The sequence below is a fragment of the Mycobacterium syngnathidarum genome, from assembly GCF_001942625.1.
Lineage (GTDB): Bacteria > Actinomycetota > Actinomycetes > Mycobacteriales > Mycobacteriaceae > Mycobacterium > Mycobacterium syngnathidarum.
Genome location: NZ_MLCL01000089.1, coordinates 387,835 through 402,755 on the forward strand (window position 1 = coordinate 387,835; position 14,921 = coordinate 402,755).

The 14,921-nt window shown below is 65.5% G+C and carries 14 protein-coding genes; 7 read left to right on the forward strand and 7 right to left on the reverse strand.

Going from position 1 to position 14,921, the window contains the following annotated elements:
- The first annotated feature begins 18 nt into the window (after nt 1-18).
- The gene (locus tag BKG60_RS27825) at nt 19-1,224 is read left to right on the forward strand and encodes a Fic family protein (RefSeq protein ID WP_070946282.1); all 1,206 of its coding nucleotides are present in this window, start codon (nt 19-21) and stop codon (nt 1,222-1,224) included.
- Here the strand turns inward: BKG60_RS27825 and BKG60_RS27830 are convergent.
- The 7 genes from BKG60_RS27830 to BKG60_RS27860 form a co-directional block, all read right to left on the reverse strand.
- Nucleotides 1,221-2,372 carry a Wadjet anti-phage system protein JetD domain-containing protein gene (locus tag BKG60_RS27830; protein ID WP_070946283.1) on the reverse strand — a complete coding sequence of 384 codons (1,152 nt, stop codon included), beginning with the start codon at nt 2,370-2,372 and terminating at the stop codon, nt 1,221-1,223. The two genes, BKG60_RS27825 and BKG60_RS27830, sit on opposite strands and share 4 nt — an antisense overlap.
- Nucleotides 2,369-5,752 carry an ATP-binding protein gene (locus BKG60_RS27835; protein ID WP_070946284.1) on the reverse strand — a complete coding sequence of 1,128 codons (3,384 nt, stop codon included), beginning with the start codon at nt 5,750-5,752 and terminating at the stop codon, nt 2,369-2,371. Before BKG60_RS27835 ends, BKG60_RS27830 begins: the two co-directional genes overlap by 4 nt.
- Nucleotides 5,745-6,323: a DUF4194 domain-containing protein gene (locus BKG60_RS27840; RefSeq protein WP_070946285.1), complete on the reverse strand. Its 579-nt coding sequence runs from the start codon at nt 6,321-6,323 to the stop codon at nt 5,745-5,747. The genes BKG60_RS27835 and BKG60_RS27840 overlap by 8 nt, the downstream gene beginning before the upstream one ends.
- Nucleotides 6,320-7,744, reverse strand: a complete 1,425-nt coding sequence (locus BKG60_RS27845) for a DUF3375 domain-containing protein (RefSeq protein ID WP_070946286.1) — start codon at nt 7,742-7,744, stop codon at nt 6,320-6,322. The genes BKG60_RS27840 and BKG60_RS27845 overlap by 4 nt, the downstream gene beginning before the upstream one ends.
- A gap of 60 nt (nt 7,745-7,804) precedes the next feature.
- The gene (locus BKG60_RS27850; protein ID WP_278247941.1) at nt 7,805-8,092 is read right to left on the reverse strand and encodes a type II toxin-antitoxin system PemK/MazF family toxin; all 288 of its coding nucleotides are present in this window, start codon (nt 8,090-8,092) and stop codon (nt 7,805-7,807) included.
- 20 nt (nt 8,093-8,112) lie between these two features.
- On the reverse strand, nt 8,113-8,412 hold the full coding sequence (locus BKG60_RS27855; protein WP_234998373.1) for a hypothetical protein: 300 nt from the start codon (nt 8,410-8,412) through the stop codon (nt 8,113-8,115).
- Between the two features lie 149 nt (nt 8,413-8,561).
- The gene (locus BKG60_RS27860; protein ID WP_131827536.1) at nt 8,562-10,250 is read right to left on the reverse strand and encodes a DUF6398 domain-containing protein; all 1,689 of its coding nucleotides are present in this window, start codon (nt 10,248-10,250) and stop codon (nt 8,562-8,564) included.
- 382 nt (nt 10,251-10,632) lie between these two features.
- On the opposite strand from BKG60_RS27860, the gene BKG60_RS27865 reads away from it, so the two are divergent.
- The 6 genes from BKG60_RS27865 (at nt 10,633) to BKG60_RS27890 (ending at nt 14,884) form a co-directional block, all read left to right on the forward strand.
- A complete protein-coding gene (locus BKG60_RS27865) occupies nt 10,633-11,331 on the forward strand; it encodes an endonuclease/exonuclease/phosphatase family protein (RefSeq protein WP_070946288.1) in 699 nt (232 codons plus the stop codon).
- Between the two features lie 73 nt (nt 11,332-11,404).
- A complete protein-coding gene (locus BKG60_RS27870) occupies nt 11,405-11,680 on the forward strand; it encodes a type II toxin-antitoxin system Phd/YefM family antitoxin (RefSeq protein ID WP_070187418.1) in 276 nt (91 codons plus the stop codon).
- Nucleotides 11,677-11,958, forward strand: coding sequence for a type II toxin-antitoxin system RelE family toxin (locus BKG60_RS27875; RefSeq protein ID WP_070187395.1), 282 nt, complete (start codon nt 11,677-11,679; stop codon nt 11,956-11,958). Before BKG60_RS27870 ends, BKG60_RS27875 begins: the two co-directional genes overlap by 4 nt.
- 90 nt (nt 11,959-12,048) lie before the next feature.
- Nucleotides 12,049-13,122, forward strand: a complete 1,074-nt coding sequence (locus BKG60_RS27880) for an HNH endonuclease (protein ID WP_070946289.1) — start codon at nt 12,049-12,051, stop codon at nt 13,120-13,122.
- Nucleotides 13,123-13,139: 17 nt separating this feature from the next.
- Entirely contained in the window at nt 13,140-13,799 is a 660-nt protein-coding gene (gene pnuC, locus BKG60_RS27885) for a nicotinamide riboside transporter PnuC (protein WP_070946290.1), read from the forward strand.
- Nucleotides 13,796-14,884: an AAA family ATPase gene (locus tag BKG60_RS27890; protein WP_070946291.1), complete on the forward strand. Its 1,089-nt coding sequence runs from the start codon at nt 13,796-13,798 to the stop codon at nt 14,882-14,884. Before pnuC ends, BKG60_RS27890 begins: the two co-directional genes overlap by 4 nt.
- The last annotated feature ends 37 nt before the right edge of the window (nt 14,885-14,921 follow it).

Here is a 14,921-nt window from a genome sequence, read left to right on the forward strand (position 1 = left end):
GTCCGAGTTAGGAGGTCCATGAGGCCGGCAAGCCACGCATGGCCACCGCACCGCCAGGAATCCCGGGATTGGACGCAGGCGCACCGCGGCGGCACCCGCGACGACCGCATGCTCCGTTCAATCGTTGTGTCGTTGCCGCCGCTCATCGCAGACCGCACCGTCGCTCTCGATTCAGAAATCGCGGCCGATCTGGAAACGGCGACATCCGAGATCACCAAGCTCGACGGCACCTACGCCGACGACCTGTCAGCATTGGGCACCCTCCTGCTCCGCACCGAATCGGTGGCTTCATCGAAAATCGAGCAGATCGAAGCCAGCGTCGACGACTACGCGCGCGCGTTGCATGGTGTCCGTGCGAACTCCTCTGCTGTCGCCATGGCTGCGGCGACGTCCGCACTGGAGGCAATGATCGGAACGGTCGGCCCGCGCAAACCCATCCGCCTTTCCGCTATCAACGCGGCCCACGCAGCGCTCATGCGCGACGATCCTTCCGAGTCTTCGGCCGCAGGCGAGCTCCGCGACGTGCAGAACTGGATCGGTGGCAGCGACTTCTCCCCACGCGGTGCGCTCTACATTCCGCCACCACCGGACACGGTGCAGGACTACATGAAGGACCTCATCACCTTCGCCAACCGCGACGACATGCCAGTGTTGTTGCAGGCGGCCATCGCACATGCGCAGTTCGAGTCGATCCACCCCTTCACCGACGGCAACGGCCGAATCGGCCGAGCCCTCATCAACACCATCTTGCGGCGGAGGGGAACCACTACTCGTGTGGTGGTGCCATTGGCCTCGGCGTTGGTTGCGCGCCGTGACGACTACTTCGATGCACTGGGCAGTTATCGTTCCGGTGACCTTGCTCCACTGCTGGGCACTTTCATCTGCTCCGCCGGGATCGCCTCGGCCGAGTCGCGGATCACAGCGGAACGCCTGCGCGAAATCCCCAGTCAGTGGCGCGAACTCACGGGTCCGGTGCGACGCGCTAGCGCCGCCGCCAAGCTTCTAGGTCTGTTACCTGCCACACCCATTCTGACTTCTGACGACGCCGTCGCCTTGGTCGACGCACCGCGCAGCAGCGTGTTCGATGCCATCAACCGACTACGCGACGCCGAAGTTCTCCGCGCATTGACCGATCGAAAGCGAGACCAGATCTGGGGTGCCAGTTTGGTACTCGATGAGCTAGACGACCTCGGCAGCCGGATCGCGGCAGCAGTTCGTGGTTAGAGCCAAGCCCGCAACCGCTGCTCAACCCAGCACCAGTCGATCCGTTCCTGTTCGAGGCGAACTCGCTCCCCCAATGCGTCCTCAACCAGTTCGGTGTACAAGCCCTGCTCGTCAGGGGTCAGGCGTGTGAGTATCGACTTCGCGGGGCGATCCTCGGTCACCCAACGGTCCCGATGGGCCAGTAGGGTTTCCCGGTCCATCAACACCGAACGGGCGGCCGGCAGCCAGGCCCGCAGACGGTCGAGAATGGCGAAGCCGTGGGTGTCGATGTCACCCCAATACACGATGTAGGCGCCGGACAACCACGGCAGTCGCCCGACATCGTCGACGTCAAATCCCTTGCCCCAGATCACTACACCGTCGTCGGGAACCTCCAGGCTGAGGTAGCTGATCTCGTTCTCGACGATGAGTGCAACTCGTGGTCGAACATCGAGCCGGGCCAGTTCCTCAGCCCGCACCGCCAATTCGGTGAGCGGGGCCGGCAGACCCAGCGACCTGGCGGGCCGCAGCCGCACCAGACAGGGTTTGGACCGCAGACCGAGACCAGCCAGGAACCCTGAAGCCGACGCTGAAACACCAAGCATCGCAGCTAAATCCGCTCGGCGCCTCTCGGCGAACTTGGTGTCCACCCCCGGGGCACTTATCTCGCGCAGGTACCGCCGCGACTGCCGGTGAGTGTCGAGCCAATCGTAGGCGGCAATCAGTTGCGGCAGCTCGGGAGCCACTGCCAGCGCACGATGCGGGTTGGCCACGATCCACTCACGAACCCGCGGATGCCGGTCCGCGACCGCGAGCATCTCATCGAAACCGCGAACCACCGCCGTCACGCCGAGCAACCCCCACACCTGGTCATACGAGGAGAGCACCGCACGGACGGGTACTCGGTTGCGGCCGATCTGTCTGCCGCCGACCGATTTCCATTCCAGTGTGTAGCGGGCGTCGTCGCGGCGCCCCGTGTCGACAGCCGTCACCCAATCCCGGGCGGCTGCGACGTCGTCGCCGATCTGCCCAGGCTTGGGCCCGCGCAGCGGCACCTCGATCGACTGGAAGGGGACCCCATCGGCATACGCCCGCAACAACGAGCCGTCGTCCCACCGGCGCCTGACCTTCGCGGCAATGTCGCCGGGCGTGCTCCATCCCTTGCTCACCTAAGGGGCCTGTCCCGCCGGTTTCGGAACTCCTCAATGGTCATGGTTTGCAGGCGCGAGTACGTGCCGGTCGGGTTGTCCACGATGCCAATCGCTTTCACGTACGGCTCGATGATGTGCACCTTCTGCAGCGGCGTGACGATCAGCAGTTGTAGCCCGAGGGTCGCAAACAGATCCAGCGCGTACCGCGTCGAGGCGTCCGAGCCGCGCCCGAACGCCTCGTCGATGACGGCGAACCGGAAGTCACGTGATCGTTCGGCGCCCCATTCGAGACCGAACTGGTAGGCCAGCGAGGCCGCCAGAATTGTATAGGCAAGCTTCTCCTTCTGACCGCCGGACTTGCCGTCGGAATCACTGTAGTGCTCCCACTCGAGGCCCGTGTCGACGTCACGTTCGGAGGCCGAGAAGACGAACCAGTTGCGTACATCGGTGACCCTGCGGGTCCAGTGCTTGTCCGATTCGGCGTAGCCGTCGCGACCGCGGAAGCGTTCGATGATCCGCTTCACGTCGAGGAATCGTTGCTCGGAGTATTGGTCGCCGTCGACGGCCAAGGTGTCGTTGGTCAGGTTGCGCAGATCGGAACGGAACTGCGCGACATCCTGATTGGTGGTGGGCTCCTTCTCCAGTTTGATGAAGCGGCCCGGGTTGTAGGGCACCGCGCCAAGGGCCTCGTTGATGCGGTCGACGCGCTCGTCGATGGCCGACGCCTGCCGGCCCAGCCAGTTGTTGAACCCGGCGAGCTCCTGGATCGCGTTCTTGTTGAGCTGCTCCTTGAATTCGCTCTCGAACCGTGGGAGATCGTCGGTGGCCACCCGTTCCTGGAACGCCAGGAAGTCACCACGCGCGTCGACACTGGCATCCATATCGGCTCGCAACTCGGGCCAGCGGCTCAACACCGCCGCCATGTGCTGGCCCAGGTTCAGCCCGTAGCCGTTGAGTTGGCCGGAAAGCCGCTCGATGCGCCGGTGCAGGTCATCCGACAGCGTCGACTCGGTGTCGGCACAGTCCGCCGCGCGTCGGGGCCGGTTTTGGCCGAGGCGCTCCTCCAGGGCCGGGTACGACGCGCGTGCCAGTTCCAGCCGCTCCTGCACCTGCCCGGCGACGAACGCGTCGTCTCGGTTGCGCTCCTCCTTGGCCCGGTTGAGGGCCGATTGCGTGGTGGCCAGCGTGCCGGTGAGCTTCTTGATCAGCTCCGTGACAGCGTCAGTTTCCTCGGCATTACCTTCCAGCGCACGGGTGATCTCCTCCAACCGCGACGAGCCGGCCTGCAACCGGATCCGTTCGGCATCATGGCCTTTCGCGCGCGATACGGCCTCGTCGACGTCTAGATCGATCCACGCGCGAAATCCCTCGACGCGCAGGAACGCATCCAGTCTGCTCTGCAGCACGTCCCGCTGATTGCCGAGCCTCTCCGCTTCGGCGTTGGCCTGTTGCCGCTCGCGCTCCAGCTCGCCGAGCTCGGCACGCATCGCGTCGATCTTGCGTTCATTGACCCAGCCCAGTACCCATCGTTTGGGGTCGTCGACTCGGTGCCGGTCGTCTTTCTCGTGCCGGTCGCCCGAGCGCACCTGCCCTTCCCGGGTGACTGCACGCCGTTCACTACGAAACTCGGCAAGGGTTTCCGCACAACGGAAGTCGGCCCGCTTCGTCAGCTCGTTGCGAAGGTACTCGTCGAATTGGCCTTCCCGGATCTCGATACAGTCGGCCAGCAATAGCCCATCGTGCGCCGGCGGCTGCAACCGAACCCGATGCGAGGGCACCCGTTCGTAGACCAGCTTGGCGCCGCGGCCCGCCACGGTGAGCCGGCGACCGTTGACCCACGCGGTCACCGCGTCGTAATGGCGCTGCGGCACCAACAGTGACAAGGCGAACCCCCGCAGCACGCGTTCCGCGGCACCCCGCCAGTCGGCGTGCTCCTCGTAGACATCAAGCAGCTCACCGGCATACGGCAAGTCTTCGGGCGTCAACCCCAGGGCCGCGCACAGTTCGGCGCGCACCACGACCTGCTCATGCGGCAGGTTGTCGGTGCGTTGTTCCAGGCTCGCGATCTCCTCGGTGAGGACGTCGCATTTACGCTGACATTCCCGCTCCCGCCCGAGCGCATCGACGGTCGCGGTATCGATGTCGCGTTTCTCGGCGGCCAGCCGGGGCCGCGCGGTGGCGACCAGCGCGGCCAGATTGGTGAACGCGTCCCCGTCGGTGACGGGTTCCAGCCCGGAGCCCGCCACCGCGGCATCGAACAATGTCCTTGCCTGCCGCCGTGCTTCGGCCTGAGCGCGAGCGTCGGCCGCCAGCCGCTCCAACTCACCGATGCGGTCTCCGCCCGCTTTGGCGCGCTCCTCGATCAGGGAGTCGCGTTCGTGGCTGAGCCTGTGCTGGTCGGATTCAGCGGTGTCCAACTGGGCCAGCAGCGCCGCGCCGTCGGCCTCGAGCTGTGTGATCTCGTCGGTGAACAACGCCGAGCGGAGTTCTGCGATGAACAGCCGGACCGCCGACCGCTCGAGTTCCAAACCCCCACGTTCGGTGAGCGCGGCGTCGTACTTGCCCGCGGTGTCCACGATGGGCTGCAGGGCTTCGAGTTGCTCGCGGGCCCGTTTGACGGCGTCGTGCGCCTTGGTCAGGTCGTCAAAGTGGCCGATGATGTCGCGCACCCGATCGGTCGAATCGCTCGGTTCGAGCATGTGATCGCGCACGAAATCATTCAGGTTTCCAACGGATTTCATCGACACGGTCTGATGGAACAGCTCGAGGGCCTGTTCCGATCGGATGCCGAGCAACCGGCGCAGCGAAGTAGCGTACTTGGGGAACTCGTCGAAAATGTCGGCTCCGCCGGTCCGCAGCCGCTTGCGCAGTTCGCGGAGGTCGGTGCCGAAATCGGCGAAATCCGTCGCGATCGAGAGCTCTTTGCCGGCGGTGAGAAAAAACCGGTAGGGCTGCCCGGTGCTTTCGCGCTGCTGGAACACCTGGGCCAGGGTGACCGTCTCGTCATGGCCGTGGTTGCGAAAGACTCCGAGGATCACCGAATAGGAGCGCTTGTTCTCCCGCAGGCCTTTCGGTCGGGACTTGCCCGTGGACTCGTTGCGCTCGGACTTGTAGTGACCTTCGACGTAGGAGCGCAGGGTGCGTTCCTTGGCGTCGGCGCCGGCTGCTTTGTTGTAGGCCGCCTTGTGCGAGGGCACCAGCAGGGTGGTGAGCGCGTCGACGATCGTGGACTTGCCCGACCCGATGTCGCCGGTCAACAGCGCGGTGTCGGTGCCGGGCGTGAACCTCCAGGCGTGGTCGTCGAAGGTGCCCCAGTTGTAGACCTCGGCGTACTGCAGCCGGTAGCCGGCGCGGTGACTGTCGTCGAGCTCTGCTGTGCTGAACGGGGTTTCACTCATCGTCGGCCCCCGCCCCGGCGTACTCGCGGAGCTTGGCCGCAAAGTCGGACAGGGTCTGGGCGTCGACGTACGCCTTGAGGATGCGCCGCACCTCCCAATGGTCGCGCTGCCCGCGCAATGGGCGCAGGAAGCCGAGCTCGGCCGCCTTCTTGATGGTGGTCTCCGCCTGGTCGACGACGCGCGCGTCGTTGGTCGACTCGGCCTGGAAGAGGCGGAGCAGCTCGACGATCTGCTCGGTGCTCAACACCAATCGACCCTCGCCACCGCTGGTCTCGAACTCTACGAGCCGCTTGCGCAGCAGCACCAGCAGCAGGCTCACGTTGTAGGTCAGGGCCCGCCTGCGCACCAGGCGCGGCAGCGCCTCCTCACCTTCCTCCTCTGGTCGTGAGCGGAGGTAGGCATAACCCTCGGCGTCGTCGACCACCACGTCGACGCCGATGGTGGCGAAGTGGTCACGGACCCCGGCGCCCGCCCGCTCCAGAGTCAGCCAGCTGTCCTCGTCGGAGGCGCGGTAGACGACGCCCTGCATCAGCCTGATGATGGCTGCGGCAACGGCACGCTCGCTACTCATAGGCGCCGCACCGTGACCTTCGGTAGCCGCGCCCGCTTGGTCACAGCCGGGTCGGCGGGGTCGGGGTAGTCCAGAACGGTCTCGTCGGTGTCATCCATGTCGATGGTCACGTCCTCGTCGTTGAGCGCGAGGTAGCCGACGATCTCTGCCGCACCCTGCTCGATGGGATGCACCGCGATCACATCGGACAACAGTGCCGATGAGTTCTCCGGCAGGACGGCGCGGATGGTCTCGGCCAGCCGGGCCTGGTCGATGTAGGTCTGCGTGAACAGCAGGCCCGCGTCGACCTCCTCGGCACCGTCGGCGATGTGGCTTTCGACCGCGACCGCCACCGGCGGCTGGTACAACGGGCGCTCGAACGGCAGCGCGATGCCGACGCCCGGTTCGTCGACCTCGAGCCCGAGCGACGGCGGGTTGTCGCGGACGTCGAGGGCCGCGGCCTCCACCGCCCGGACCAGGTCCAGGACACGGCGGTTCTCCAGCCAGATCTGGTCGTCGAGGAAGCGGCGCAGTTGTTCGGAGATCTGCCGGACGGTGCGTTGCGCCCGGTCGGCGGCTTCGGACCAGTCGTGGTGAATTCCCCGGATGCGCTGATCGGGCTCGATGGTGTCGAGGGCCGATACCTTGGCAAGTAACTCGGCGAGCTCGGTCTGACGGTGCTCTGAGAGCAAGAAGTCGTAAAACGCCTGGAAGCTGCGGCCCTGGTCGGAACCCGCGATCTCCGAGCGGCTGCCGACCAGTTCGGTGAGCAGCTCCCCCTTGGAACCTTCCCAGGCAGCGATCTTTTCGCGCGCGGCGCGGTCCAGCAGCCGGAAGTTCTCTTCGACCTCACGAAAATCCGACAGCAGTTCCCGCGCGGTCGTCGACAGCTGTTGATAGCGGTCGCGCACCGCGGTCGCATCCAGCACGGGTACGTCACCGGCCGCGACAGCGGCGATCTCGGCGTCGAGTTCGTCTCGGCGACGGTGCAATTCGGCCAAACGGACTTCGGGCTGCACCTCGGTGCCGTGCACGATCTGGCGCAGTAGTTCGACCACGGTGTGTAGCCGGGATTCGGTGCCGACGAAAGATCTGCCCTGCAGGCTGAGGACCCAGGCGTAGGCCTTCTCGAACGCGGGTGTCACCTCGTAATGGACTTCGTCGTCGCCGGGTGGGTAGAACCGGCGGAGGTAACCGGCGTCGGTGGCCGCCCAGTCCTCCAGATAGGCCCGCGGTTCCTTCGGGTACCGGACGTCATCGGTGTTCAACGCGTAGAGGTGGTCGTCGAGGGCGTCGGCGACCGTGCTGGCCGAGCACGCACCACGGTTGCCTTCGACGAAGAACTGCCCGAGGAACGACAGGATCAACGTGGCGTTACCGGCGCGCAGCAGTCGCCACGCCGGGTGCCGCTCCCGGAGCGTGGTGATCGCGTCGTAGTCCACGGCCTAAGCGTAGGCAAGTGCTCCGACAGGACCATGGCAGACACTGAGCGGGTATTTGATTCAGGGAAGAGCAATCCGCAACGCTTGGCTGACTTCGTGCATGGTCTGTGCCGATAAGGCGCCGAGCAACTCCGTGAGCTCGTCCTGGTAGAGCTGCACAATGTCGTCCACCAGGACGTACCCGACAAGAGGGTCCGCCACAGTCAGCTGCACGACTGTCGGTAGATGCGCATTTCGGCTTGTCGTGGTGATTCGGGCGGCCAGCACCGTCTCAAGGTTCCTGTTACGGGAGTTGTTGCTGAGGATCACCCACGGTTTCGGACCGTGTCCCAAATCGACCCGGTACACCTGACAGCGCGTCGCGCTATTCAACGACCGGCCTCCGACCGCCGCACATACCGGGCGCGCGCCGCCCGACGTTCAGCAGCGTCGCCATTGAACTCTTCCGCAAACTGCGCATATCCGGCGTCGAGGACATGTTCACGCATAGCTTCGGCCCCAGCCTTCAGCAAGGCACGGAGTGCACCAGCCTCGGACTTGACGTCGCTTTCACCGCGCTGGCTTGCCCACTGACGCAACACCTCGAACGAGGTCGAACCTTCGGTGAGGTAGGGCTCGATCACAGCCTCGTCAGTGTCTTTCAGAATGAGACTCACTCGCTTACCCATGCCACACATTTTACACCCAAAACGAGTGCATCATCCGGCGCACAAAATGGGCCGCCAGCGCGTCGACGACGACCACCTGGTGTTCACACCGTTTGTCACCCATGTCGCGGACGCTACTCACGGGCTCTGGCATACACCGTCCGCGCCGTTCACAGCTGCGCGATCTGCCCCCGAAGGTCGTCGCGCCGTCGGATGATCTGTTCGCGACGCTCAGCGGTCAGAAAGTCGGGTGAGCCGAGTTCCACGTCGAGGTGGTGGCCCGGGAAGCCGGCGGCCCGCAGCATGACCTCGGCACGCTGCGACGGACTGCTCTTGATATCGAAATGCCTTGTGATGTCGGCAGATCGAAGGCGAAGGGGCCCCGCAACCAGTTCGCATTGGCCGTTCGCCTTGCCCGCGATCCACACCACGGCGGCGGCCGCCGTGTCCGCACGCGCCTTGCGCCTGAACACTTCAGGGCCCTCGGAGGCGACGCGTGCGAGCACCCGCCGAGCGACGGTGCGGTATTCGACGTCGAGCAGTGCGTCACAGCAGCTGTCCGCCAGTTCCAGCACCTCGGCCACCCGCGGTGTCACGTCATCGGGAATACCTGACCAGTCGAATGGCTCGTCGGGCAACGGCACGGTGTTCAGCTGGTCCAGCTGCCCCTCACCGCCCGCCTGCCGAGCCAAGGACTCCAACTCCATCTCCTGGTACCAGTACGGCTCGAGCTCTCCGAGCGCGTCGAGCAATGCCGCGGGTCCCTGTGGTCGCGGTGAGCGGATCACATTCTGGTATTCCGGTGCGTAGTAATCGATCGCGGCCAGCGTCTGATCGGTCAGGTCAGCGCGTACGCCAGATTCGTTGTGCGCAAAGCGCACAAAGGCCCGCAACAGCTCCGGCGCCTCGGCCAGATATTCGGCGGGGGCGACGACCTTGCGAGGCAACCAGTCCATGAACAGTATCTCGACCTGCACACCGCTCCACCGCAGCGGATCGCCTGGACCATAGTCCGTGCCGTACCAGAGCAACGACTCGAGCAGGTCGCGACGATCGGCGTGGTCAAGCGGACGCCCCCACTGCGAGGCGAAGAACCGATCCGCCAGCTGACCGAGCTTCTTCGAATCCCATTCGGGCCGTTGATAGCCGGATCCACCTCCGGGCAAACCTCGGGTGACCCATTCGATCAGCGGACGACAGGCAGGCCAGGAGTCGGTTTCGATCGGCGGGAAGGTGATGGCGCCCACCGCGATCGCCTCCTCGACCCACGCCCGCGCGTCAGCCAGGCTGAGGTCCTCCCAGACCACGTCGGGCTCGTCCGCGATGTGCTGATACTGGTCGACGATGTCGGCGATCGGTTCAGACACCACGAAGGCGTCCTTGACCAGTTGGCCGAGATTGTGGTCAACGTAGACGACGAGGGTGATCTCGTGGTCGCCTGCCAGGTGCACCCCGATGATGATGTTGTCTCCGTCGCCGAGGACATGGGCCATCCGCACCGCCCGGTAGGCCGAAGACTCCGCCAGCCGGGTGAGCCATCGCGGACCGGTGTCGGGCCGGGTGGCCAGTTCACGCCGGATACGGGCATGCAGGAGGTCGTCGTCGTTGGCCAGCTCGGCGAGCACGGTCAGCAGTGCGGTGGTTTCCGGGGTTGGGACGTCGATGAACATCGCGGTGAGTTCTTCGCGGGTCGGTCGATCCGGTGCCTGCTCCGATCGGGCGAACGGGTGGTCCCTGCCCCGCGGGTCGATGGCGGTCAGCAAGGTACTGGCGAAACTGAGCAGGTGCAAGGGATCGGGATCGACCAGGGCCGTTCGTATCTGCGCGAACAGGTCCGGCTCGGCCGGCTCGTGGTTCATCGACCGGACGTTTCTACGAGCCTGACGATGCTTGGCTGCGCGGCGTTCGCGGTTCGATTTCGACATAGGCTGAGGGTACGTCGCCATCACGCGAAGATTGCGGCGCGAGACCGCTTCGCGAAGCGGTGGGTGGAATTCGGCGGCGGCCAGGCCGGCGAGAAGATCCATCGATCCGACCTTCAACGCGGCGGTGCCCAGGGACACGCTGCCACCACATGAGTCAGCGTTTCCGACATGTCCAAGTCTCGGTTTTCGACACAGAAGGGACGCTTGAAGCACCTCAGCCTCGCCAACCACAGCCCATCCGGGAAAGCTTGTCAGCCCTCCCCTTCATACTGTCCGGCTCGCTGGAGATTCCACGTCGAGCGAGAGGACACTCCCGATGACGCTGCGAATCGCCACGCTGAACATCCGCCACAGCGGCAGCAAGAACGCTGACGCACTGGCCGCGCGGCTGCTGGGCTATGACCCCGACCTGCTCGTGGTGACGGAGTTCCGGGCCAACGACACCGGCTCGCGCCTGGCCGCGCAGCTCGAACGCGCCGGGTACGCGACCACACACCCGCTGGCCGATCCGAAGCAGAACACCGTACTGATCGCATCCCGCACCCCGATCGACCGGGCGTCGCGTTTCAGCCGCGATCTGTCCGCCCATCATCTGTGGTGCGCCGAGTTCGACGGAACCATCGTGGCCGGTGTCTATCTGCCGCAGGCCCACGCCAAGCTCCCCTATTGGGAGGCCCTGATCGACCGGGCCCGACGCAGCGAGGTCGATTTGCTCATCGGTGACTTCAACACGGGCAACAACGATCTCGACAAAGATCCCAAGGGCACGAGGTTCATCGGCCCGGAGATGCCAGGGCGTCTGATCGCGTCCGGATACGTCGATGTGTGGCGGTCTCTGCATCCGGACGTCCGCGAATACTCCTGGTTCAGCCGCCCCGGCGACAACGGGTTCCGACTCGACTACATCTACGCCACGCCTGAGTACGCGCAACGGGTCCGCACCTGCGAATTCGACCATGCGCCGCGGCTTGCCGGCGAGACGGATCATTCGGCGCTGATCGCGGCGTTGGACTAGACGTGATCGCGATACAGTATTTGGCCATTATTCTAGCTTCATTATGGCTAATATTTGGGCTAGAATGGCGGGCATGACAACAGTGCCGCTCGGCGAGGCCAAGGACAAGCTCTCAGCCCTGGTCGACAGCGCCGAAACAACACACGACATCATCACCATCACCAAACACGGGAAACCTGCCGCGGTACTGATGTCCGCTGACGATCTCGAGTCGCTGCGCGAGACGATCTACTGGCTCTCACGATCAGGTACGACCGACGCAGTGGCGAAGGCCGTTGCAGAGTACGAAGCCGGTGAGACGATTTCGCTCGACCAACTCCGGGCTGATCACAACCTTCCGCCGCAATGAGCGATGAAGCTCTGCCACCGTACGAAGTCCAAATCGCATCGCCAGCACGGCGAGCACTGGCGCGATTACCCGGCCGCGTCGTGCACGCGGTCATCGAGTTTGTCGCCGGACCGCTGGCGCAGAATCCGCACCGACTGAGCAAGCCTCTCCGCGATCAGCTCGAGGGCACGCGCAGTGCACGTCGCGGCGACTACCGCATCCTGTTACGGATCGACGACGAGAACCACACCATCCTCATCATCGATATCGACCACCGCGCCCACATCTACAGGGCGTGATGGATTGCCGTAACGCGGTGCAGCAGCGGCAACCGCCGGGCCGGATTCAACCGCGACGTGCACCCCGGCGGGGTATGAGAAAGTGCCACTGTGGACGATCCGCTACTGCTCGGCCAGCGAGTGGTGGCGATCCTCGAGACCGGACAACGGGACGCCACCTACAAGCTGGCCACCTTGATGGGTCTGATCGAGCACTGCATCGAGAACCTGCCGCCCGAACCCGGCGATCGGCTACGGGTACCGCTCCCCGCCCTCGCGCACCGCGTGCTGGGGATCTACTGGCGGCAGGTGCGAACCTTCGACGGCCACGTCCTGCGCCAACGCCGGACCGGTGCGAAGGCGCGCATCATCGATGCCACGCTGGAGCTTCGCGCGGCGGCCGGCGCGGGAAATGGTGGCCTGTCGCTGGAGGTGGCCAAAGTCCGAGCGGCCAAGGACTATCAGGCGGCGATCGACAAGATCGTGATCGCCATGGCCAAGCAACCGCTGCCGCGACTGCAGAAGCTGCCAGGGTCGGCGACCGGTGACCCGTTTCTGTACGACGACGCGTTCCTCGCCGAGAACGTGTCCCGGAAGACCCTGCGGGCCCACGGCGATGCGATCGAGTTGATGCCCGGCGTGGCCCACGGGTTGGCCCGGCTGGCCGGACTTCTCAAACCCGCACTGGAAATCATGTGGGTCGACGACGTCCGCGGGATGAACAAGTTTCTGCACGCCGAGGTGCCCGACGTGGCCGGGCATCTGTTCGGCCGGGACCGCACGGACCTCGCCGCCGTCCGTGGACCGTTCACGGACGCCTTCGGCCCGCACTGTTTCTACTGCAATACCCACCTGCAACCGGGCGACCCGGTCGACCACGTGCTGCCGTGGTCATTGGTCGGCATCGACGGACTGGCCAACCTGATACTGGCCTGCCGTCGGTGCAACGGCGACAAGAGCAATGCCCTACCGGCGGTCAGCATCGTCCACCGGGTCCTCGACCGCGACCGCGACGTGCTGGAGCAGATCTCCGACGAAATCCGTTGGCCAACAGAACACAACCGGGTGGTGGCCGCGGCACGGGGAATCTACCGCGGGCAGCCAGCCGGAATCCCGACCTGGACGGGCTACAAGACGAGCACACGGCTGGATATCGCGTTCCCGCCGTGGTGGGCGACCACGTAGCCAATAGGCTGTGCCAGATGATCGACTGGCTGGCCCGGATGGTGGAGCCGCTCAACAATGCGCTCTTCACCATCGGCACCGATGCGGTCAGCTGGGCCGAGTTCCTCGGCTTCGTCACCGGCGGCCTGTGCGTCGCGCTGACCGTCCGGCGCAACATCCTCAACTTCCCTGTCGGGATCGCCAACAACGCGTTCTTCCTGGTGCTGTTCACCTCGGCGAGCCTGTGGGCGGCCTCGGGCCTGCAGGTGCTCTATATCGCCCTGGGTTTCGCCGGGTGGTGGCAGTGGCTGCGTGGGCGGGCCGACACCGGCACCACCGTGGTGCGCCGCAGCGGTCGGGCCGAGTTGGCTTGGTGCGCGGTGTTCTTGGTGCTGGGCACCTGGGTTCTGTATGTCGTCCTGACGGCCGCGCATGATGCGGCCCCGTTCCTGGACGCGGTGACGACGTGCCTGTCGTTGATCGCGCAGTGGCTGCTCAACACGCGGCGGATCGAGACCTGGTACTTCTGGATCGCCGCCGACTGCATCTTCATCCCGCTCTATCTCAGCCAGGGGCTGATCCTCACCGCGGCGGTGTACGTGTTGTTCCTCGGTTTGTGCATCGCCGGGTTGCGGGCTTGGGCACGCGAACTGGCGCCGGCCGACGCGGCCCTGCGGGTAGACAGCGCGGCGCGATGACCGAGTTCCGGCACGGTCTGATGATCGGCAAGTTCTATCCGCCGCGGATCGGGCATCACGAGGCCATCCGGGCGGCCGCGGCACGCTGCGACCGGTTCACCGTGCTGGTGATGGCCGCGGCGGTCGAGACGATTCCGCTGGCCGATCGGATGGCGTGGCTCCGCGAGGAGCACCAGTGCGATGCGAACGTACGGATCGCTGGAATCCGTTGTGATGCGCCCGTCGACGTGACCGATCAGCGGGTCTGGGCGGCGCAGGTTGCGGCGATGCGCGCGGGTGTTCGGGCTGCCGGCGCTGCACCGGACGTCGATGCGGTGTTCAGCGGCGACGACTATGTCGACGAGCTCGCCCGCTGGTTCGGCGCGACCGCCGTGAGGACGGGGCGCACCGGCAGCAGCACGGCCGTGCGTGGCGATCTCGCCGGCCGGTGGCATGAGTTGGCTCCCGCGACGCAGGCTGGTTTGGTGACGCGGGTTGTTGTGGTGGGCGCCGAGTCGACCGGGACGACGACGGTGGCTGAACGGTTGGCCCGGCACTACGCGGGCCGCGGCGGCGCCTGGGCTGCGACGCAATGTGTGGCCGAGTACGGGCGTGAGTACACCGAGCTCAAGTGCGCCGCCGATCCTGATGTGAATATCGACGAACTACATTGGGATGTTGCTGATTTCGATGTCATAGGTCCCGAGCAGACACGACTCGAAGAAAAGGCGGCCCGGGCCGGATCACCCATCTTGATCTGCGATACCGATGCATTCGCCACCGCTATCTGGAAGCGCCGCTACCTCGGCGACGCGTCCGGCGGGCCCTGGACCGAGGTCCCGCCGCGGGCGGTATATCTGCTCACCGACCATGAGGGCGTGCCGTGGCACGACGACGGGATGCGGGAAGGGGACCTCGCGATCCGCGCCGAGATGACGGGGTGGTTCGCCGACACGCTGACCGCGGCCGGGCACTCGTGGGTGCTGTTGACCGGGGCGTTGGAGGAGCGCATCGATCTCGCGGTCCGCACGATCGAACCGCTTCTGGAGTTGCGGGCGCGTTTCGGGGAGCCGTTGCGAGGGCCGGGGTTTGAGGGGGCGCCGTAGGACCAGGCGCCATCCGCCGCGGGCACCTGTGATCGGA